Here is a 19,215-nt window from a genome sequence, read left to right on the forward strand (position 1 = left end):
ATCTTAGTGGTGACGTGGCTTGAGGATCGCCGGTTTTTCGTCTGGTGCCTGGCACAGCAGGTACAGCGCGGTCAGGGCTTCCGGGATCTGTACGATCATGTCGTCCATCAGATTGGCGTCCTTGGCGATGTCTTCGAATTCCGGCTGTTCGTCGAACAGACCCGAACCGACCATGATCGGCAGGAGCATTTCGCTGACTTCTTCCTCGGCGGTTTCGAACCAGGCGGCTTCACGAAGGAACACGCCTTCCATGAAACCGATGCACCAGCCGCGCAGTTCGGAATCGTCCGGGTCTTCGCCCAGATCCAGTTCGCAAGGCAATTCGAATTCTTCATCCGAGGCCAGTTGGCGAGCAATGTGCGCTTTGAGGCCGATCAGCGTGGCTTCGATTTCGGCACGCTGGGCTTCGTCGCTGTAGTGCGGCTCTTCAGCGAACAGGGCGTCGATCCATTCACGCTCCGGCACGTCTTCGGAGCAGATCGACAGCGCGGTCAGGTAACCGTGGGCGGCCACATAATCCAGCGCCTCGTCGTGCAGCTCGTCGGCGTCGAGGAAGACTTGCAGGCGGGTCAGTTGCTCAGCGAAGGACATTACGGGGCTACCTTGGGGAATAAACAATGCGGGAATTCTAGGCCTTCTTGCGCGCTCAAGCCAGCCGCCTGGCAGATTTGCCGCCAGCAACACAAATCCCCGCAGGAGTGAGCCTGCTCGCGATAGCGGTGTATCAGTCACATTATTGCCGGATGTGCCGCCGTCATCGCGAGCAGGCTCACTCCTGCAGGATCCATGTATGGCTGAATGGGCAGTGTCTTATCAGCGGCACCCTGCGCAGGAGAGGCCTCGGGTATACTGCCGCGTTTTGCGCTCCCTGCCCGCATCTTGCTGGCCATGCAACGGCTGCTTACCTTTTGTTTAAGCGGCTGCGGCTGTTCTGAACCAGCCTGAGCAGGGATGTACCGGTAGATTTTTGGAGTTTTTATGCTCGAACAGGCTCAACGCGTCCTCAAGGACATCTTCGGCTACGACAGTTTCCGTGGCCGTCAGGGTGCAATCATTGAGCGTGTGGCCAGCGGCGGTGATGCGCTGGTGCTGATGCCTACCGGTGGCGGCAAGTCCCTGTGCTTCCAGGTGCCGGCGCTGTTGCGCGATGGCCTGGCGGTAGTGGTGTCGCCGCTGATCGCGCTGATGGACGATCAGGTTGCCACCCTCGAAGAACTCGGTGTGGCGGCCGCTGCGCTGAACTCGACCCTGAGCGCCGAGCAGCAACGCGATCTTGCGGCGCGGATCAAACGCGGCGAAGTGAAGATGCTCTATCTGGCGCCCGAGCGTCTGGTCCAGCCGCGCATGCTGGCGTTCCTGCAAAGCCTGGAAATAGCCCTGTTCGCCATCGACGAAGCGCATTGCGTGTCGCAGTGGGGCCACGATTTCCGCCGCGAATACCTGCAACTGGGTCAATTGGCGGAGCTGTTTCCCAACGTTCCGCGTATCGCCCTCACGGCCACCGCCGACAAGCGCACCCGCGAAGAAATTGTCGATCGCCTGCACCTGCAGAACGCCGAGCGCTTCCTGTCGAGCTTCGACCGTCCGAATATTTTTTACCGCATCGTACCCAAGGAGCAGCCGCGCAAGCAGTTGCTGGCGTTCCTCGCCGAGCGGCGCAGCGACGCCGGCATCGTTTATTGCCTGTCACGCAAGAAAGTTGAGGAAGTTGCTGCATTCCTCAGCGAACAGGGCTTCCCGGCGCTGCCGTATCACGCCGGTCTGCCCAATGATCTGCGCGCCTATCACCAGAAGCGCTTCCTCAACGAGGAAGGCCTGATCATGGTTGCCACGGTGGCGTTCGGCATGGGCATCGACAAGCCCAACGTGCGTTTCGTTGCGCACCTCGACCTGCCGAAATCCCTTGAGGCGTACTACCAGGAAACCGGTCGCGGCGGCCGTGACGGTTTGCCGGCGGATGCGTGGATGGCCTACGGTCTGCAGGACGTGGTGATGCTCAAGCAGCTACTGCAGAACTCCGAAGGCGACGAACGGCACAAGCGTCTGGAGCAGCACAAGCTCGACGCCATGCTCTCGCTGTGCGAGGAAACCCGCTGCCGGCGTCAGACCCTGCTGGCCTATTTCGACGAAGACATGCCCGAGCCGTGCGGGCATTGCGACAACTGCGTCGATGGCGTGCAGACCTGGGACGCCACCGAGCCGGCGCGTCAGGCGTTGTCGGCGATTTTCCGCACTGGTCAGCGCTACGGCGTCGGGCATCTGGTCGATGTCCTGCTGGGCAAGGACAACGAGAAAGTCCGCAGCTTCGGTCACCAGCATCTGTCGGTGTACGGGGTTGGCAAGGCCCTGAGCGAGAGCGATTGGCGCTCGCTGTACCGCCAGTTGGTGGCGCGCGGTCTGGCGGATGTCGATCACGAGGGTTATGGCGGTCTGCGCTTGAACGACAGTTGCCGGCCGTTGCTCAAGGGCGAAGTGACGCTGGAGCTGCGTCGCGATCTCAAACCGCAAGCCACCGCCAAAACCGCCAGCAAGAGCCCGGCCAGCCAACTGGTGCGCGGCGAAGAGCGCGAACAGTGGGAAGCCCTGCGCGCGCTGCGGCGCAAACTGGCCGAAGAACATGGCGTGCCGCCGTACGTCATCTTCCCCGATTCGACCTTGCTGGAAATGCTTCGCAGCCAGCCGACCTCGCTGGCGGAAATGGCTCGGGTCAGCGGCGTCGGCGCGCGCAAGCTGGAACGCTACGGCGATGCCTTCCTTGAAGTGCTCGGCGGCGCGGCCGAGGCGCCGAAACCGGTCGCTGACGTACGCCACGAACTGATCACCCTGGCCCGCGCCGGCATGACGCCATTGCAGATTGCCGGGCAGTTGCAGTGCTCGGAGAAGAACGTCTACACGATGCTCGCCGAAGCGATCGGCAAGCAGCAGCTCTCGCTCGAACAGGCGCTGGATTTGCCTGAAGAATTGATGGGCGAGGTGCAGGACGCATTTCTTGACGGGGAGGGCGAATTGCCGTCGGTTGCCGAGGTGGCAGAGCTGTTTGCCGGGCGGGTTCCGGAAGGTGTGCTTTATTGCGTGCGGGCGGCGTTGCAGTCTGAATTCGAGATGTGATCAGGCCCCTCATCCCTCACCCCAGCCCTCTCCCAGAGGGAGAGGGGGCCGACCGCGGTGTCTGGCGTCATACATCGACCTGAACGCTCGAGTCGATTATGGATTCAGCAAAGCTTTGCCAGATCGGCGAATTTCTGAAGCATCCCCGTATCGGTCCCCTCTCCCTCTGGGAGAGGGCTAGGGTGAGGGGCTTTTGATCTTCAAGCAGTTGTAACGATTCAGTACAGACCGCCACTTGCCTATAACTGCCGCCCATGCTTAGCTGACTAATAATTAGATTTTCCGTATTTTCAGTCTATCCGTGAGTGTTTTATGCCGTTAACCGATCAACACCGCTTTGGCATGCAACTGGCCCATATGTCCCGTGGCTGGCGTGCCGAACTTGACCGTCGACTGGCCGGGCTGGGGCTGTCCCAGGCGCGCTGGCTGGTGCTGCTGCACCTGGCACGGTTCGAAGAGGCACCGACCCAACGTGAGCTGGCGCAGAGCGTCGGAGTGGAAGGGCCGACGTTGGCGCGCTTGCTCGATAGTCTGGAAACCCAGGGCCTGGTGCAACGTCAATCGGTGATGGAAGACCGCCGGGCGAAAAAAATCGTCCTCTGCGCACCGGCCCTGCCGTTGATCGAACAAATCGAAACCATTGCCACACAACTGCGACGCGAGTTGTTCGATGGCGTCGACGAGGCGGACCTGAAGGTGTGCATGCGTGTTCACGCGCACATTCTGGGTAACCTGGAAAAGTCTTGAGGCACATCCACGTGCCGATTCTTGGAGAGATCGCGCTGAGCCGACTATAAGAACTACTGGGCAATATCGTGTTCGTACCGGATGTGCGAACGCATAGAAGTCGGTTTTGCTTATTTAAGGGATGCTCATGCTCGCAAGTCGGCACGTGGTACTGCGCAGTGGCGCCAAATGGCTGCTGGTCGCTGGCGTATTCAGTTATTCGGCCTGGTCGATGGCGTTGGGGCTGGGTGACATCACCGTTCACTCAGCCCTCAATCAGCCGCTCAAGGCTGACATCGCCCTGGTGGACGTCGGTGGGCTGACGCAAAACGATCTGGCGGTGAGCCTCGCCACCGCGGACGAGTTCGCTCAGGCCGGGGTCGAGCGAGTGTTCTTTCTCAATGACCTCAAGTTCATTCCGATCCTGCGTGGTCAGCGCCAGATGATCCGGGTGACCTCAAGCAAACCGGTCAACGAACCCTTTCTGAATTTCCTCGTGCAGCTCAACCAGCCCAATGGGCGTTTGCTGCGTGAATACACCGTGCTGATCGACCCACCGGGTTCACCGGGGATCGTGCCGGCGACCGATGAGCCGGACCCCCGAGCACAATCCTCGGCATTTCCTACCGTTGAGCCCGTTACCGCGGCGCCACAGGCCGCTCAAGGCAAGCGTGAGACAGCGCCTGCGGCAACGCCCGCACCGGTCGATGACAGCAAAGAGCAATTGGCCGCCAGCGAGTTGCTGAACCAGCAGTTGCAGAAAACCGTCGACGAATTGAACGCGAAGGTGCAAGCGCAGGATGTACAGATTGCTGACGGCAAGAAGCAGGTCACTGACCTGCAGACGCGCTTGGCCGAGCTGCAGAAAGCCCCGCCGCCCACCGTTATCGCGCCCACGCCCGCACCAGCGGTCACGCCGGTCGAGCCTGCCGAAGACGGTTTGAACTGGCCCTTGCTTGGCGCACTGATGCTCCTGCTCGGCGCTTTGGCGGCGCTGTTCGTGCGCAAGCATCGTCAACAGCGGCGACGAGACGGCGAACCGCTGACCCAGATGGCACCCCTCGCCGAGCCGCCAGCCGACGCGATGGAAGCTGCCGAGCCTGTCGCGACTCAAGTCAACGCCGATCACCGCGAAGAGCCGACAGCCGGAGATGTGTTGGAGGCCGTGGGGATCTATCTCGCCTATGGCCGGCTCAACGAAGCGGCGGGACTTTTGCGTGATGCCCTGCACAAGGAGCCTGAACGCCTTGACCTCGGCCTGCAATTGCTCGAAGTGCTCGGGCGTCAGGGCGATAGCGCCGCGTATGAAGAGCAGGAAAATCACTTGCGCGAACTCGGTGTGGACGAACAGCCGTTACGCGAAACGCGCGCGCGCCATCCGAAGCTGATCAACGCCGTGCCGCTGGCACCTGTATTGCCGATTGTCGGAGCCGCGCCTGTGGTAGCTGAACAATCGCCGCCCGAGCATGACTTCGAACTGAAGCTGGGCGAATTGTCGATGGAGTCCAGTTGGGACCTTGAAGACACCCGCCAGGCACCGTCAATCGAGAACTCCGACCTCGGCGCCGGCCTGGAAGTACTGCCTCAGGATTTCGAGCTGCCCGAACCGACGACCGGGGAAGAAGCGGAGCTTGAGTGGATTCCCGAACCGGATGCGCAGCCGCTGGACGATGACTTTCTCAATGAGTTCGCTGATCCGAAGCCTTCGATAGTGCTCGAACCGATGGATCTGCAGGCGCCTGAACCTGGTGCCTCGCAAAAGCTGGAGCAGGCGCAAACCTGCATCGACGACGGCGACATCGACAGTGCAATTGCACTGCTCAATGAATTGCTCAAAGAGGGCGATGAACCGCTGAAGCAAACGGCGCGCACGTTGTTGGCCGGGATTCGCTGATCCTGAACGATGTGCGGTGCGGCTGGCTCCGTCATCGCGAGCAGGCTCACTCTCCTACATTTGGAATGCATTCCCCTGTAGGAGTGAGCCTGCTCGCGATAGCGGTTTATCAGACGAAACCTTCAGAACGTCTGCCCCAGATTCAGATACACCGCCTGCTCATCCGCATCATTCAAGCCATAACTGAAATTCAACGGCCCCAGTGGCGTATCAAAACCAATGAACACGCTGGCCGCATTGATGTAGCCGCTGTCGAATTCATTGTCGTTGTTCCACGCCCGACCGCGTTCCAGCGAAGCACCGGCATACAACGGGAAGTCCAGCGGCAGATAGGCGCGAGGCGTCAGGCGACGGTAGAACACCGCGCGCATCAGGCTGATGTTCTGCCCGGAAATCGCGTCTTCACGGAAACCCGACAGCTGCCGCGCACCGCCAAGCAGGAAGCTCGACGTCACCACATTCGCGTCGTTGAGCGTGCGTCCATAGCGCCCGCCGAGGATCAGCGTGTCCGGGCCATGGCTCATGGCTTTGTCGATCTTGAAGTCCCACTGCCGATAACGCGTATCTGAGCCGAGCCCCGGCTCGTACTGCACCAGGGTCAGGCTGATGTCCTTGCCCTCGTGGGGGAAATAGACGTTATCCAGCGAATCGTAGGAATACTTCAGCGCGTAGAATCCTTCGTTGAAGTTTTCACTCGGCAGATCCTGATCACCAATTCGCACATCGGCCTTGCCCCAGGCTTCGCCGACGCCGAAGCGCACTTCGCCGTTGTTGCCGATCTGGCGCCCCAGGTTGAGGCCAAAACCGTAGCGCTCGACGCGATATTGCGCGATTGGGTCGTTATCCAGCACCGAATCGACGTTCTGCGCTTCGAACGACGCGTACGGCGCGACGAAATACCGCGAGCCAACGTCCAGCGGTTGATAGAACTCGCTGTACAGCTCCTGTTTATCGCCGATCTGCGCGCGGGTCAGCCATTCCGCGCCGAGGCGGTTGATGCCATTGACGCGGTAGCTGGCGCCGAGATTGAAGGCGCTGTCACCGCGCATGTCGTCCGACAGGTTGAGGCCAACGCGCAAATAATCGGTACCGCTGCGTTTGCCGCGGGCGCTGATCACGAGGGTGTGATCGTCGCCCTTGTGCACCACGCGGTATTGCACCTGTTCGAAATAGTCGAGGCCGTACAGCGTGCCCATGTCCGAGTGCAGACGGCCCAGATCCAGCGGCTCACCGATGTGCTGGCGGATGTAATAGCGGATCACATCGTCATCGACTTTTGAATCGTTCTCGACGCGGATCGCGGTGATGATCGGCGTGCGCTGGCCGGGTGAGCGCGCAGCGTTGAGTTCGGCGTCCTGGGATTGCGTGGGTTTGAGCACGGCGAGGCGCTTGTCGAGGATGCGCGTCGCGCGATAACCGGCGTCGATCATCTCCTGCGTCTTGCCGAAATCGGTCACGCCGTAGGCGGCCAGTGCTGGCTGGATCAGCACATCGGTGGCTTTCAGCGCAGCCAGTTGTTCTTCGGAGTTGCTGCGGGTCATCAGGGTGATCGACTGATTCAGCACGTCGACCACCGTGGCCAGTTGCTTGCGATTGCGCAGTGGCGTACCGATGTCGACCACGATGGCCACGTCGACGCCCATTTGCCGCGCGACATCGAGCGGAATGTTGTCGGTCATGCCGCCGTCCACCAGCAGGCGACCGTCGAGTTCGACCGGGGCGAACACCGCCGGGATCGACATGCTGGCGCGGATCACCTGGGGCAAGTGACCTTTGCGAAACACCACTTTTTCACCGTTGGCGATGTCGGTGGCGACGGCGCGGAAGGGGATCGGCAGCTTGTCGAAGTCGCGGGTATCACTGGTATGCGCCAGCAGGCTTTCCAGCAGCAGCGCCAGATTCTGGCCCTGGATCACGCCCAGCGGCAGGCCGAGGCTGCCGTCGTCGCGGAAGCTGAGTTTCTGTTTGACCAGAAAATCACGGTCGTCCTGTTTGCGCCGGAACGGCACGTCTTCACGCGGTGGCGCGTCGGACAGCGCCGCTTGCCAATCGATGCTCAAGGCGAGTTTTTCCAGCTCATCGACCTTGTAACCCGAGGCGTACAAGCCGCCTACGACGGCGCCCATGCTGGTGCCGGCGATCGCATCGATCTTGATGCCTTGTTCTTCCAGCGCCTTGAGCACGCCGATATGCGCCAGCCCGCGCGCTGCGCCGCCGGACAGCACCAGACCGATTTTCGGTCGCGGCGCTTCGCTGGCATCAACGATAAATGGCAGGAAACCAAGCAGCAGGCAGAACAGCAGACGGCGCATTGTGAGTCTCGGAGCAAGCGATAAAGCCGGCTATTATAGCGGCGCCCTCTGTCTCAGGAGTTTCAGCGAACATGACTGTCGCAAAAGCAGAAGTTGTCATCACTTATTGCACCCAGTGCCAATGGCTGCTGCGCGCCGCGTGGCTGGCGCAGGAACTGCTCAGCACCTTCGGCGATGACCTCGGCAAAGTGTCGCTGGTGCCGGGCACTGGCGGAATCTTCCACATCAGTTGCGATGGCGTGCAGATCTGGGAGCGCAAGGCTGACGGCGGTTTTCCCGAGGCCAAAGTGCTGAAACAAAGGGTTCGTGACCGAATCGACCCGGAGCGCGACCTCGGCCACAACGACCGCACTCAGTGAGAGGCGGCCTCGGCGGCGACGGCTTTCTTCTCGGCATGCCCGGACATCCGCGCTGAGACGACGATGGCGACAATGATCAGCGCACCACCAAGCAACATTTTCGGCGTCGGGTTCTCATCGAACAGCAGCCAGGCGATGGTAATGCCGTAGACCGGCTCCATGGCGAACACCACCGCCGCCGTGCGCGCCTTGATCACCGCCAGACTGGCGACGAACAGACTGTGCGCAACCCCGGTGCAGAACACCCCGAGCAGGGCGATCCACAACCAGTCAAGTGCGCGCACTGCGCTCAGTTGCGGCGCCGCGACCGGCAGCAGACACAGCGCCACCACCACGTTTTGGCACAACGCCGCCTGCACCGCCGGAATTCGCCCGGAGCTGGCGCGGTTGGTCAGCGACAACAGCGAAAACAGCAGGCCCGACAGTACCGACCAGAGCAGACCGATGGTCGCGCCACTGCTCAGGTCAAAGGCCGGCGTGACCAGAATCAGACCAACACTGACCAGCAGCACCAGCAGCATCTCGTTGGCGCGGATGCGTTCGCGAAAGATCAGCCCTTCGAGAATCACCGTGAATGCCGGAAAACTGGCGAAGCCCAAAGTCGCGATGGCGACGCCGGCGACTTTCACCGAGAGGAAAAAACTCACCCAGTGCCCGGCCAGCAATACGCCGCTGAGCGCTAGGCGACGCCAATCGAGCGCCTGCAGTTTCCGCCAGCCGTGCTGACTGGCGAACCGGGCAAAGAAGGCGAGGGCGAGTACGGCGAACGCGGCGCGACCGAAGACGATCACCGCAGGCGAGGCGGCAGCGAGTTTGCCGAACACACCGGTCAGGCCAAACATCAAAGCGCCAATGTGCAGAGCGCCGAGGGCGGTACGCGGAGTCATTGCAATCCTTTTATCTCAAATACGTGGGACTTGATCGTTCCCACGCTCCGCGTGGGAATGCCTCCAGGGACGCTCTGCGTTCAGTGACGCGGAGCGCCACGGGCTGCGTTCCCACGCAGCAGCGTGGGAACGATCAATCATCTGCGGCAGCTAGCGCATTGAACCGCAGATCGCCCGGCAAATCTGTCGGCAGGCTAGCGACTTTTGTCGCAGGAATCGCGGCGCAACTGACGCGGAGACGCGCCGAACTCACGCAGCACCGCAGCAGAAAACGCACTCTGCGAGGCATAGCCGACGCGGCTGGCGATTTCGCCGATCGGCAGCGGCGTGTCGCGCAACCATTGCACCGCCAGATGCAGGCGCCGACTGCGAATGTAGTCCATCGGCGTCTGCCCGCATTCGGCCATAAAGCGTGCGTGCAGACGTGCGCTGGACAACCCGGCGACCCGCGCCAGATCGGCGACTTGCAGCGGATAAGCGGCGTATTGCTCGATATGCGCATCCAGCGCGGCATAGGGCAGGCGGCGGGCAGCGAGTTCGGCAGGCCGCGCGTGGTTCAGACTGGCCAGCAGCAACACCGCGCCTTGCTGCGCAATCAACGGATCGGCGACCGGGCTGTTTGCCAGCCAACTGACCAACTGGCTTTGCCCTGCATCCAGCGACAACCGCCCCGGCTGATCGAGCAAGCGGCGACTGGCGTCGGCATGCTCACCGAGCGAGTCCGTCAGCCATCCTCCGTCGGGAACATCCAGCACCAGACATCGGCTACCGCTGGGGCTGCCACAAGCGTGATGGGCGCCGGAGGGGATCACCACAAAACTCTGCTGGCGCACCTGGCTGCCACAACCTTCGACTTCGAAATCCAGCGCACCGGACAGCCCGAATACCAATTGTGCGTGGTCGTGGCTGTGCACGATCAGGTCGCGGGTGTAGTGACGCAGGGTGAGGATCGGTCGCATGGCAGGCAGTCTCCGCAGTGGTCGCCAGTCTACACCGACGTCGCCAGGATGCGTTGTCACACGACTGACTTGCGCTTGTCATGGTCGATTCACCGGGCCGGTGCACGATGGCGAAAACATCGCAGAGGGTTGCCCATGACCAGCGCCGAGCTCGCCAGACCCAGCCGCAAGCAACGGGTGCGAACCCTGTGGATTTCCGACGTGCACCTGGGCACGCGCGATTGCCAGGCGGAACACTTGTCGAAGTTCCTCAAGGGTTACCACGCCGACAAGATCTATCTGGTCGGCGACATCATCGATGGCTGGAAACTGCGCGGTGGCATGTACTGGCCACAGGCGCACACCAATGTGATCCGCCGCCTGCTGACGATGAGCAAGCGCGGCACCGAAGTCATCTACGTCACCGGCAACCACGACGAATTCCTCCGCCGCTATTCAAAACTGATTCTGGGCAATATCCAGTTGGTCGACGAGGCGGTGCATGTCACCGCCGATGGGCGCCATCTGCTGGTGATTCATGGCGATCAGTTCGACGTGATCACCCGTTATCACCGCTGGCTGGCCTTTCTCGGCGACTCGGCCTACGAATTCACCCTGACCCTCAATCGCTGGCTCAACCACTGGCGGGCGCGGTATGGCTATGGCTACTGGTCGTTGTCGGCGTACCTGAAACACAAGGTCAAAACCGCGGTGAGCTTCATCAGCGACTTCGAAGAAGCGATCGCCCATGAATGCGTGAAGCGCGAGTTGCATGGTGTGGTCTGCGGGCACATCCACCATGCCGAGATTCGAAAAGTGGGCGAGGTGGATTACCTCAACTGCGGTGACTGGGTGGAATCGTGCACGGCGTTGATCGAGCACTGGGACGGTACGATCGAGCTGTACCGGCTGGCGGATGCGCAGGCGCGGGAGGCGCAGCTCAGGGCGGCCAAGGTCACGGAGCTGGCATAGTTCTCGGCTGGCCGCGCTGGCCTCATCGCGAGCAGGCTCACTCCTACAATTTGAAATGCGTTCCCCTGTAGGAGTGAGCCTGCTAGCGATGAACCGCGCAGCGGTTCCCGAGTCACCATCAAGCCGGGCTGTGTTGCTCCATCGCCGCCTTGTAAATCGAGTTCTTCGGCTGCGCAAACAGCCGCTCCATCATCGGCTCGAAAAAGCTCAGCGGCAGCGTGTCATACGCCGGGTCGAACGCCGCCGCATCGTATTTGGCGCAGAACTCGGCGGTTACCTGAAACTGCGGGTGCTCCTTGAACTGCTCGCGCAGGTGCCTATCCATGCCCAGGTGGTGAAAGAAGTAATAGCCCTGGAACACCCCGTGCTTCTCCACCATCCACAGATTTTCGGCGCTGACGAACGGCTTGAGAATCGCCGCAGCGATGTCCGGGTGATTGTACGAACCGAGGGTGTCGCCGATGTCGTGCAGCAGCGCGCAGACCACATATTCCTCATCGCGGCCATCACGAAACGCACGGGTCGCGGTTTGCAGCGAGTGGGTCAGACGATCTACCGGAAACCCGCCGAAATCACCTTCGAGCAACTTCAGGTGCGTGACGATCCGCGCCGGCAGCTGTCTGGCATAAGCGCTGAAGTCAGCGGCGATGATCGCCCAGTCTTCTTCGGTGCCGTCCTTCATATGGGTAAAGCGGGCAGTGGCATTCACGGGCAGAGCTCCTTCAGAACGCTACGCGACCCAGAATCATGTCGCGGTACATGACGAAGTCACCGAGCAGGCTGTACAGCGGGTGCTGGAAAGTCGCCGGTCGGTTCTTTTCAAAGAAGAAATGCCCGACCCAGGCGAAGCTGTAGCCGGCCAGCGGCAGGGCCAGCAACAGCAGCCACGCGCCTTTGGCGATGGTCAGAGCGAGGATGAAAATCACCAGGCTGGTGCCGATGAAGTGCAGGCGCCGGCAGGTGCTGTTGCTGTGTTCGCTGAGGTAATACGGGTAGAACTCAGCGAAGCTGTTGAATTGCTTTACGTTTTCCACGACTGCGATCTCTGTGGTTATTGTTCTGGCGACGAGTTGTGCGGCGGGTAGCCTATTTGAGTCTAGAGTGATCATGGGGGTGGGCCAGTGACAATCGGCGCCACTTTAGTATCCTTCGCAAATCGGGCCGTAACATGCAGCCCATCATGTATAAGAAAAACGCCATGAGCGAACGAACGACTTCTGCAAGCTGGGCGATGGGGATTGTCAAAGCGCTGGAGATGGACGGCCTGGATTGCCGGGTTCTGTTCAAGCAACTGGGGCTCGATTACGCAGCGCTGGATGATCCGGATGCGCGGTTCACGCAAGACTCCATGACCCGGCTCTGGCAACGCGCGGTCGACTTGTCCGGTAACCCGGCGATCGGCCTGAACATGGGCAAAGTGGTGCGACCGGCCTCGTTTCATGTCGCCGGTTATGCGCTGATGTCGAGCAATACCCTGGCCGAAGGTTTTCAACGGCTGGTGCGCTATCAGCGCATCATCGCCGAAAGTGCGGACCTGAGTTTTCGTTTGCTCGATGAAGGTTACGGGCTGATTCTGACCGTGCATGGCGATCACCTGCCGCCGACCCGGCAAAGCGCCGAAGCCTCGCTGGCCTGCGCACTGGCCCTGTGCGGCTGGCTCAGCGGGCGCCCACTGCACCCGGTCAAAGTGCTGCTGCAGGGCGATCAACCCGCCGACCTCGAACCGTATAAACACGCCTTCCACGCGCCGCTGGTGTTCGGCGCGCCGTACGACGCACTGATTTTCAAGCGCGCCGACATGGAAGCGCCGCTGCCCACCGCCAACGAAGCGATGGCGCTGTTGCATGATCGTTTTGCCGGGGAATATCTGGCGCGGTTTTCCGAGAGCCGCGTGACGCACAAGGCGCGGCAAGTGCTGTGCCGCTTGCTGCCGCAGGGCGAACCCAAGCGCGACACCGTGGCGCAGACCCTGCATCTGTCGCAGCGCACCTTGCAGCGTCGTTTGCAGGAGGAGGGCACCAGTTTTCAGCAATTGCTCGACGACACTCGCCGCGAACTTGCCGAACAGTATCTGGCGCAACCGAGCATGACCTTGCTGGAAATCGCCTACCTGCTGGGCTTCGCCGACCCGAGCAATTTCTTTCGCGCCTTCCGCCGCTGGTTCGACACCACGCCCGGTGATTATCGGGCGCGGTTGCTGCAAGCGCCGAGCGCGGTCAGTGACGCCAAAACGCCGGAATACACAGCACAAACACCGTAATGATCTCCAGTCGGCCGAGCAGCATGCCGGCCGACAGAATCCATTTGGCCGCATCCGGCAGAGTGGCAAAGTTGCCGGCCGGGCCGATGGTTTCGCCCAGGCCGGGGCCGACCCCGGACACGGTGCTCGCCGCGCCGGTCAGCGCGGTCATCCAGTCGACGCCGAGCAACGACAGCAGCAAGGCGATCACACAAATGGTGATGGCGAAGAAGAACGAAAAAGTCAGAATCGAGCGCACGATCTCTTCGTCGAGGCGATGACCGTTGTACTTCTGCTTGATCACTGCTCGCGGGTGAATCAGCTGATTGAGGTTGGACTTGAGCAGGATATAGGCGACCTGAAAGCGGAAAATCTTGATCCCGCCCGCGGTCGAGCCGGAACAGCCGCCGACAAAGCCCAGGTAGAAAAACAACATGAGCGAAAAATTGCCCCACAGGCTGTAGTCGCCGAGGGCGAACCCGGTGGTGGTGACCACCGACGTCACGTTCAGCGCCACATGCCGCAGGGCTTCGAGCCAGTGCAGCTTGGTGGTCCACCAGTACCAGGTGCCGAGCACCAGCCAGGTCACCAGCAACATCGCCAGCAGCCCCTGCACCTGTTGATCGCGGATCAACGCCTTGCGATTGCCGCGCAACGTCGCCACGTACAGGGTGAACGGCAGGCTGCCAAGGATCATCACCACGACCGCTACCCAATGCACCGCCGGCTGCGTCCATTTCGCCAGCGACTGGTCGGAGGTGGAAAAACCGCCGGTGGAAATCGCCGACATCGCGTGATTGATCGCATCGAACGGGCTCATCCCCGCCCACCAGAACGCGAGGCTGCCGAGGATGGTGATGCCGACGTAAGCCGCCACGATCAGCCGCGCCACCATGTGTGAGCGCGGCATGACCTTTTCCGAGCGATCCGAAGATTCGGTCTGGAACAGGCGCATGCCGCCGATGCGCAGCAGCGGCAGAATCGCCACCGCCATGCCGATAAAGCCGATGCCGCCGATCCAGTGCAGCATCGAGCGCCACATCAGGATGCCCGGCGACATGGTGTCCAGGCCGTTAAGCACGGTAGAGCCGGTGGCGGTGATGCCCGACATGCTTTCAAAAAACGAGTCGGTGTAGCTGATGTGCTGGGTCAGCAGAAACGGCAGCGCGGCAAAAATGCACACCACCAGCCAGCTGCTGACGGTCAGCAGATACATGTCTCGCGGGCGCAGGTGAACGTGTTCCGGACGGCCGGGAATCACCAGTGCGAGGCCGGCGACGAAGGTGATCATGCTCGCCCAGAGGAAGGACGGCAGGTCGCTGGTGCGCTCGAAAATCACCAGGGTGGCCATCGGCACGACCATGGCCACAGCCAGGGTAATCAGGAAAATGCCGATGATGAAACCAATGGTCCGTAAGGTCGGCAACGCCATGAAATCCGCTCGGGCTGATGGAAGAAGGGCGCCATTCTACCTGCGGGGCAGGGCATGTAAACCGGCAGGCGCTGCACAGTTAAAGCTAGAATAGCCGCACATTTTTCAAAGGAGGTGGCCGATGCAGGCTCTCGACGCGTTGCTCAACCGTGTTTCCGTTCCCCGACTGGTCGAACCGGCCCCCACTGCCGAGCAGCGCGAAGCCCTGTTTGGCGCCGCCTTGCGCGCGCCGGATCACGGGCATCTGCAGCCGTATCGTTTCCTGACCGTCGAAGGCGCCGCGCGTGAGCAAATGGGCGAGTTGCTGGCCGAGGCTGCGCAAATGCAGACAGGCGAAGTCACCGAAGCGATGATCGACAAGGCCCGCAACGGCCCGCTGCGCGCACCGCTGGTGGTGGTGGTGATTGCGAAATTGCAGGAACACGTCAAATACCCGAAGGCCGAGCAATTGCTCGCGGCCGGGTGCGCGGCGCACGGGATTTTACTGGCGGCGTATGCGCAGGGGATTGGTGCGGTTTGGCGGACTGGGGATCTGGCGTATTCCAGTCATGTGGCAAAAGGCCTGGGGCTGGCAGAAGGCGAAGAAGTCATCGCATTCTTGTACCTTGGTACGCCGCAGAAAGAACCGCGTGTAGCGGAGAAAGTTGATCTGAGCGAGTTCGTCAGTGCCTGGCCTGGTAACGCCTGAAGATCAAGAGCACCCTCATCGGAACGCCGCCCGCCTAGCCCTCTCCCGGAGGGAGAGGGGACTGATTGGGGGATGCTTTGGAATTACACCGACCTGAGCGACCTTCGCTGAATCTACAATCGATTCAGGCGCAGGAAGTGTTGTTTCTGCGAATCCAGAATCGACTCAGATGCAGGACGTGTTGTATCCGCGATTCCATAATCGACTCGGTCTTTAAGGTCGACGTGGAACCTGAGACACCTCGGTCGGCCCCCTCTCCCTCCGGGAGAGGGCTGGGGTGAGGGTCCGATTTCAGAGCTGCACCACCGCACCAGGCACCAACGGCAATTCCAGACTCGCCACAAACCCACCCTGCGGATGATTCGCCAATATCAGCGAGCCGCCATGCCGTTCCGCCGCCCGCCTGGCAATCGCCAGACCCAGCCCATGCCCCGCCGCTGTCTGCCCCGGCGCGCGGTAAAACGGCTCGCCCAATTGACTTAGATGCTCAGCCTGCACGCCCGGCCCCTGGTCGCGCACGCTGATGACAATTCGCTCGCCCTGACGCGAGGCCTGCAATTCAATCGGCTGCTCCGGCGGATTGAAGCGCTGGGCGTTGCGCAGCAGATTATCCACCGCACGCTCGATCATCGTCGGCCAGCCTTTCAGATGCAGTCGCTGCTCAGCTTCGAGACGCACGGTCTGTTCCGGCGAGCCCAGTTGCGCATCTTTCTGCAAGGCGCCGAGCAGCGCATTCAGGTCCACCTCTTCGGCACTGGCGTTGTCGGCATCGACCCGCGCCAGCACCAGAATTTCACTGATCAAGGCTTCCAGCCGATCGCATTCGCGGGTCAGCCGTGGCCAGAGTCTTTCCCGTTCTTGCGGGTTCGCCCGTTCCGCCAGTGCCAGGGCAATGCGCAGCCGTGCCAGCGGCGAGCGCAATTCGTGGGAGACATCGCGCAGCAACTGGCGCTGGCTGCCGATCAGGCTTTGCAGACGCGCGCCCATACGGTTGAAGTCGGTGGCGAGGACGCCGAATTCATCGCGGCGGTTGGCCAGTTTGGCCAGGCTGTTCTGCTGATAAGTGGTTTGCCCCAGATCATGCACCGCACCGCGTAAACGGCTGAGCGGTCGGGTGATCGAGAAAGTCACCAGCAGACTGAACAGGGTCAGCACCACCAGCGCGATGCCCAGCGCACTCAGCGGCCAGAGCAGGCTTTCGCGGTGCCACGCATCGAGTTCCGGGTGTGGTATGCGGTAGATGAACAGATAAGTGTCACCGGTTTTTTCACTGGTGATTTCATCGGTCAGACGCCGCCACGGCAGGCGGCGGTCGTCGTTGTTCTGCCGTGCTTCGAACGCGGCGGCACGGCGCGGGAAGGTGCCGCGTACGACCGGGTCGCCGGTTTCATTGAGCACTTGAACGTCGATGTGGTACTGGCGTTTGCGCTGTTCGAGGATGTCCTGCGCGGCTTCTTCGCCCTGGGCTTCGTAGGTTTGCGTCCATTCACTGGCCAGCGTATTGAGGCCGGGATGGCGGCTGAGAATCCACGCGTCCTGGTTGAGCATGTGCCCGAGCAGAATCGACAGCCCCGCGACCAGAGCAATGGCCAGCCAGAAACTCGCGAGAATACGCCAGAACAGTGAACGCACAGAAACTCCTCAAACAACACAAAAACCAATGCAGGAGTGAGCCTGCTCGCGATGGCGGTGTATCAGCCAATTCATACTTGTCTGACACACCGCCATCGCGAGCAGGCTCACTCCTACATCCGGATCATTGAAAACAGGCCCGACGGCGTCAGCCGTCGGGCCCAGGGTCAAACCATTATTGCGCCTTTTGCGCCTGCTGCGCTTTCCACGCTTTGAACTCGGCCCATTCGGCGCGGCGTTCGGCGCGCTTTTTCTGGATCTCGTCGAACTGTTTCTGTTGCTCCGGTTTCAGCAGGGCGCGGACATCCGACTCGGCTTTCTTGTGGTTGGCCGCGATCTCGTCCTTCATCGCTTTCTGGTCGGCCGGGGAAAGTTTCTCCAGGTACTTGTCGACCACTTGCTTACGCTCGTGCATCTGCTCGCCCATGATCTTGCGGATCTGCTCGCGCTGTTCGCGGGACAGGTCGAGCTGGCTGTACGGGCCCTTGCCGTGCATGCCACCGTGCATCTGACCCCCGTGGCGCGGACCGTCGAGCGGGCCACCCATCGGACCGCCATCCTGTGGCATGGCCATGGCCACGGTTGGCAGAGCGGCAGCGAACATCAGAGCGATAAGAGTCTTGCGCATGGTGTATCTCCTTGTCTCGTTCCCGGTACGTTCCGGATGAGTGCAGATTACGCAGATCAAGGTCAGCGGCGGTCAGTACAGCGTAAAGCTTGGGTAAAGACGATTTGTCACCGAGCTGACATACCCCGGGCGCTTGAAGAGCAAAAGCAACGTCAAAAGCCCCTCACCCTAGCCCTCTCCCGGAGGGAGAGGGGACTGACCGTGGGGAATGTGAGATTGCACCGAGCTGAGATATCGAGTCGAACTCAGATTCTGAAAAGCCCACAAATCGGCTCCCTCTCCAGGGGGAGAGGGCTGGGGTGAGGGGCGAAACCACCACAAATCCCCAGCCGAACCACCGCTTCTCACCACTCCTTACAATGAGCGAAGCTCGAGTGCTTTTGACTAACCGGCGACATCGGAAGGCTGAGTGGAGGGATTGATCCGGGCGTGGGAGCGCAGCGACCGTCTGGCGCAGCCAGACACAGCGGAAGTAGGTGCAGCGCAGCAAACCGTAGCCGCTGCGCCCGGAGCGATCCCGGAGCGAAGGGACCCGAGCCTGCGAGGGCCGTACGTAGGAGCAAAGCCTTTTGGTTCCTTTTTGCTGGGCCGGCACTCCGGCGTTTGAAAAAGGGACTCGCCGTAAGGGCGAAACCCTAAGCCGCCGTTACCGCAGCAACGGATATGCACTCAAAACGCACCATAGCCAGCTAGCCGCACAGGCGAACTGCGCCGACTCAGAGGCTGTAGAAATAACCCCGACTCCGCAACGCAACGATCCGCGGCCGGCCGTCCGGGTGAGGGCCGATCTTCCTGCGCAAATTGCTGACATGCATGTCGAGGCTACGGTCATACAGCGTCAACTTGCGGCCAAGGGCGATCTGCGCCAGTTCCTGTTTGTCCAGCGGCTCGCCAGGCTGCTTGAGCAGGGCTTCGAGCAAACGGCTTTCGGAGACAGTGAGGGTCTGTTCTTTTTCATCGATGCTGACCACGCCGCGCACCGGGCTGAAACTCAGGTCGCCGAGTTCAAGCTGGGTCGACACCGCGGCCGGGTGGCTGCGGCGCAACACGGCGCGCAGGCGGGCGGTCAGTTCGCGCGGATCGCAAGGCTTGGCCAGATAATCGTCGGCGCCCAGCTCCAGACCGAGGATGCGGTCCAGCGGCTCGCCGCGGGCCGAGAGCATCAGCACCGGCAGATCGGCGTGATCGTTGCGCAATTGCTTGAGCAGTTCCAGACCGCTGCCGTCGGGCAGCATCACGTCCAGCACCACCGCCGCCGGAGCGGTTTCGGCCAAGGCCTTGCGGGCACTCTGACCATCGTGGCAGGCGCGCACCTGGAAACCTTCCTGGCTCAACCAGCTACTCAGGAGTTCACACAACTCCTGGTCATCATCAATCAATAACAGCTCGCTCATGACTCA

17 protein-coding genes are annotated in these 19,215 nt (G+C 61.4%); 7 read left to right on the top strand and 10 right to left on the bottom strand.

Translation table 11 applies throughout. The features are described 5' to 3' along the window. Nucleotides 1-3 precede the first annotated feature (3 nt). Nucleotides 4-591 (bottom strand): UPF0149 family protein, encoded by a 588-nt coding sequence (locus BLU52_RS05685; RefSeq protein WP_090282292.1) that lies wholly within the window; start codon nt 589-591, stop codon nt 4-6. A 387-nt stretch (nt 592-978) separates the two neighbouring features. On the opposite strand from BLU52_RS05685, the gene recQ reads away from it, so the two are divergent. From recQ to BLU52_RS05700, 3 genes are all read left to right on the top strand, one after another. Then, nucleotides 979-3,108 (top strand): DNA helicase RecQ, encoded by a 2,130-nt coding sequence (recQ, locus tag BLU52_RS05690; RefSeq protein WP_090282293.1) that lies wholly within the window; start codon nt 979-981, stop codon nt 3,106-3,108. Nucleotides 3,109-3,420: 312 nt separating this feature from the next. Further along, complete coding sequence (locus BLU52_RS05695; RefSeq protein ID WP_090282294.1) at nt 3,421-3,855, top strand: MarR family transcriptional regulator; 435 nt, start codon at nt 3,421-3,423, stop codon at nt 3,853-3,855. A 127-nt stretch (nt 3,856-3,982) separates the two neighbouring features. Continuing rightward, nucleotides 3,983-5,728, top strand: coding sequence for a FimV/HubP family polar landmark protein (locus BLU52_RS05700; protein WP_090288443.1), 1,746 nt, complete (start codon nt 3,983-3,985; stop codon nt 5,726-5,728). Nucleotides 5,729-5,850: 122 nt separating this feature from the next. On the opposite strand, the gene BLU52_RS05705 is transcribed toward BLU52_RS05700, so the two are convergent. After that, nucleotides 5,851-8,040 carry a patatin-like phospholipase family protein gene (locus BLU52_RS05705; protein WP_090282295.1) on the bottom strand — a complete coding sequence of 730 codons (2,190 nt, stop codon included), beginning with the start codon at nt 8,038-8,040 and terminating at the stop codon, nt 5,851-5,853. A 71-nt stretch (nt 8,041-8,111) separates the two neighbouring features. Here BLU52_RS05705 and BLU52_RS05710 point away from each other — a divergent pair, with 71 nt between their 5' ends. Beyond that, nucleotides 8,112-8,399, top strand: a complete 288-nt coding sequence (locus BLU52_RS05710) for a SelT/SelW/SelH family protein (protein WP_090282296.1) — start codon at nt 8,112-8,114, stop codon at nt 8,397-8,399. Here BLU52_RS05710 and BLU52_RS05715 read toward each other — a convergent pair. Both BLU52_RS05715 and BLU52_RS05720 read right to left on the bottom strand, forming a co-directional pair. Further along, nucleotides 8,393-9,286, bottom strand: coding sequence for a DMT family transporter (locus tag BLU52_RS05715; protein WP_090282297.1), 894 nt, complete (start codon nt 9,284-9,286; stop codon nt 8,393-8,395). The genes BLU52_RS05710 and BLU52_RS05715 overlap by 7 nt on opposite strands. Before the next feature lie 194 nt (nt 9,287-9,480). Continuing rightward, a complete protein-coding gene (locus tag BLU52_RS05720; RefSeq protein WP_090282298.1) occupies nt 9,481-10,245 on the bottom strand; it encodes an AraC family transcriptional regulator in 765 nt (254 codons plus the stop codon). Nucleotides 10,246-10,380: 135 nt separating this feature from the next. Here BLU52_RS05720 and BLU52_RS05725 point away from each other — a divergent pair, with 135 nt between their 5' ends. Continuing rightward, complete coding sequence (locus BLU52_RS05725) at nt 10,381-11,196, top strand: UDP-2,3-diacylglucosamine diphosphatase (protein WP_090282299.1); 816 nt, start codon at nt 10,381-10,383, stop codon at nt 11,194-11,196. 118 nt (nt 11,197-11,314) lie between these two features. Here BLU52_RS05725 and BLU52_RS05730 read toward each other — a convergent pair whose 3' ends face one another. Next, nucleotides 11,315-11,905, bottom strand: a complete 591-nt coding sequence (locus BLU52_RS05730; protein ID WP_090282300.1) for an HD domain-containing protein — start codon at nt 11,903-11,905, stop codon at nt 11,315-11,317. A 13-nt stretch (nt 11,906-11,918) separates the two neighbouring features. Then, nucleotides 11,919-12,230, bottom strand: coding sequence for a DUF962 domain-containing protein (locus tag BLU52_RS05735; RefSeq protein WP_090282301.1), 312 nt, complete (start codon nt 12,228-12,230; stop codon nt 11,919-11,921). A 164-nt stretch (nt 12,231-12,394) separates the two neighbouring features. On the opposite strand from BLU52_RS05735, the gene BLU52_RS05740 reads away from it, so the two are divergent. Then, a complete protein-coding gene (locus BLU52_RS05740) occupies nt 12,395-13,456 on the top strand; it encodes an AraC family transcriptional regulator (protein ID WP_231988010.1) in 1,062 nt (353 codons plus the stop codon). Here the strand turns inward: BLU52_RS05740 and BLU52_RS05745 are convergent. Beyond that, complete coding sequence (locus BLU52_RS05745; protein WP_090282303.1) at nt 13,413-14,867, bottom strand: TrkH family potassium uptake protein; 1,455 nt, start codon at nt 14,865-14,867, stop codon at nt 13,413-13,415. The genes BLU52_RS05740 and BLU52_RS05745 overlap by 44 nt on opposite strands. A gap of 121 nt (nt 14,868-14,988) precedes the next feature. Here BLU52_RS05745 and BLU52_RS05750 point away from each other — a divergent pair, with 121 nt between their 5' ends. After that, nucleotides 14,989-15,555: a nitroreductase family protein gene (locus BLU52_RS05750; protein WP_090282304.1), complete on the top strand. Its 567-nt coding sequence runs from the start codon at nt 14,989-14,991 to the stop codon at nt 15,553-15,555. 291 nt (nt 15,556-15,846) lie between these two features. Here BLU52_RS05750 and BLU52_RS05755 read toward each other — a convergent pair whose 3' ends face one another. The 3 genes from BLU52_RS05755 to BLU52_RS05765 form a co-directional block, all read right to left on the bottom strand. Continuing rightward, nucleotides 15,847-17,187, bottom strand: coding sequence for a sensor histidine kinase (locus BLU52_RS05755; RefSeq protein ID WP_090282305.1), 1,341 nt, complete (start codon nt 17,185-17,187; stop codon nt 15,847-15,849). A gap of 175 nt (nt 17,188-17,362) precedes the next feature. Next, nucleotides 17,363-17,815 (bottom strand): Spy/CpxP family protein refolding chaperone, encoded by a 453-nt coding sequence (locus BLU52_RS05760; protein ID WP_090282306.1) that lies wholly within the window; start codon nt 17,813-17,815, stop codon nt 17,363-17,365. A gap of 716 nt (nt 17,816-18,531) precedes the next feature. Further along, the gene (locus BLU52_RS05765) at nt 18,532-19,209 is read right to left on the bottom strand and encodes a response regulator transcription factor (RefSeq protein ID WP_090282307.1); all 678 of its coding nucleotides are present in this window, start codon (nt 19,207-19,209) and stop codon (nt 18,532-18,534) included. Between the last annotated feature and the right edge of the window lie 6 nt (nt 19,210-19,215).

Source organism: Pseudomonas granadensis, from assembly GCF_900105485.1.
Lineage (GTDB): Bacteria > Pseudomonadota > Gammaproteobacteria > Pseudomonadales > Pseudomonadaceae > Aquipseudomonas > Aquipseudomonas granadensis.

Coding starts and splice junctions, on each gene's coding strand:
- recQ (WP_090282293.1), top strand. CDS start 979: ATGCTCGAACAGGCTCAACGCGTCCTCAAGGACATCTTCGGCTACGAC.
- BLU52_RS05765 (WP_090282307.1), bottom strand. CDS start 19,209: ATGAGCGAGCTGTTATTGATTGATGATGACCAGGAGTTGTGTGAACTC.
- BLU52_RS05705 (WP_090282295.1), bottom strand. CDS start 8,040: ATGCGCCGTCTGCTGTTCTGCCTGCTGCTTGGTTTCCTGCCATTTATC.
- BLU52_RS05685 (WP_090282292.1), bottom strand. CDS start 591: ATGTCCTTCGCTGAGCAACTGACCCGCCTGCAAGTCTTCCTCGACGCC.
- BLU52_RS05725 (WP_090282299.1), top strand. CDS start 10,381: ATGACCAGCGCCGAGCTCGCCAGACCCAGCCGCAAGCAACGGGTGCGA.
- BLU52_RS05710 (WP_090282296.1), top strand. CDS start 8,112: ATGACTGTCGCAAAAGCAGAAGTTGTCATCACTTATTGCACCCAGTGC.
- BLU52_RS05700 (WP_090288443.1), top strand. CDS start 3,983: ATGCTCGCAAGTCGGCACGTGGTACTGCGCAGTGGCGCCAAATGGCTG.
- BLU52_RS05695 (WP_090282294.1), top strand. CDS start 3,421: ATGCCGTTAACCGATCAACACCGCTTTGGCATGCAACTGGCCCATATG.
- BLU52_RS05745 (WP_090282303.1), bottom strand. CDS start 14,867: ATGGCGTTGCCGACCTTACGGACCATTGGTTTCATCATCGGCATTTTC.
- BLU52_RS05740 (WP_231988010.1), top strand. CDS start 12,395: ATGAGCGAACGAACGACTTCTGCAAGCTGGGCGATGGGGATTGTCAAA.
- BLU52_RS05760 (WP_090282306.1), bottom strand. CDS start 17,815: ATGCGCAAGACTCTTATCGCTCTGATGTTCGCTGCCGCTCTGCCAACC.
- BLU52_RS05720 (WP_090282298.1), bottom strand. CDS start 10,245: ATGCGACCGATCCTCACCCTGCGTCACTACACCCGCGACCTGATCGTG.
- BLU52_RS05715 (WP_090282297.1), bottom strand. CDS start 9,286: ATGACTCCGCGTACCGCCCTCGGCGCTCTGCACATTGGCGCTTTGATG.
- BLU52_RS05750 (WP_090282304.1), top strand. CDS start 14,989: ATGCAGGCTCTCGACGCGTTGCTCAACCGTGTTTCCGTTCCCCGACTG.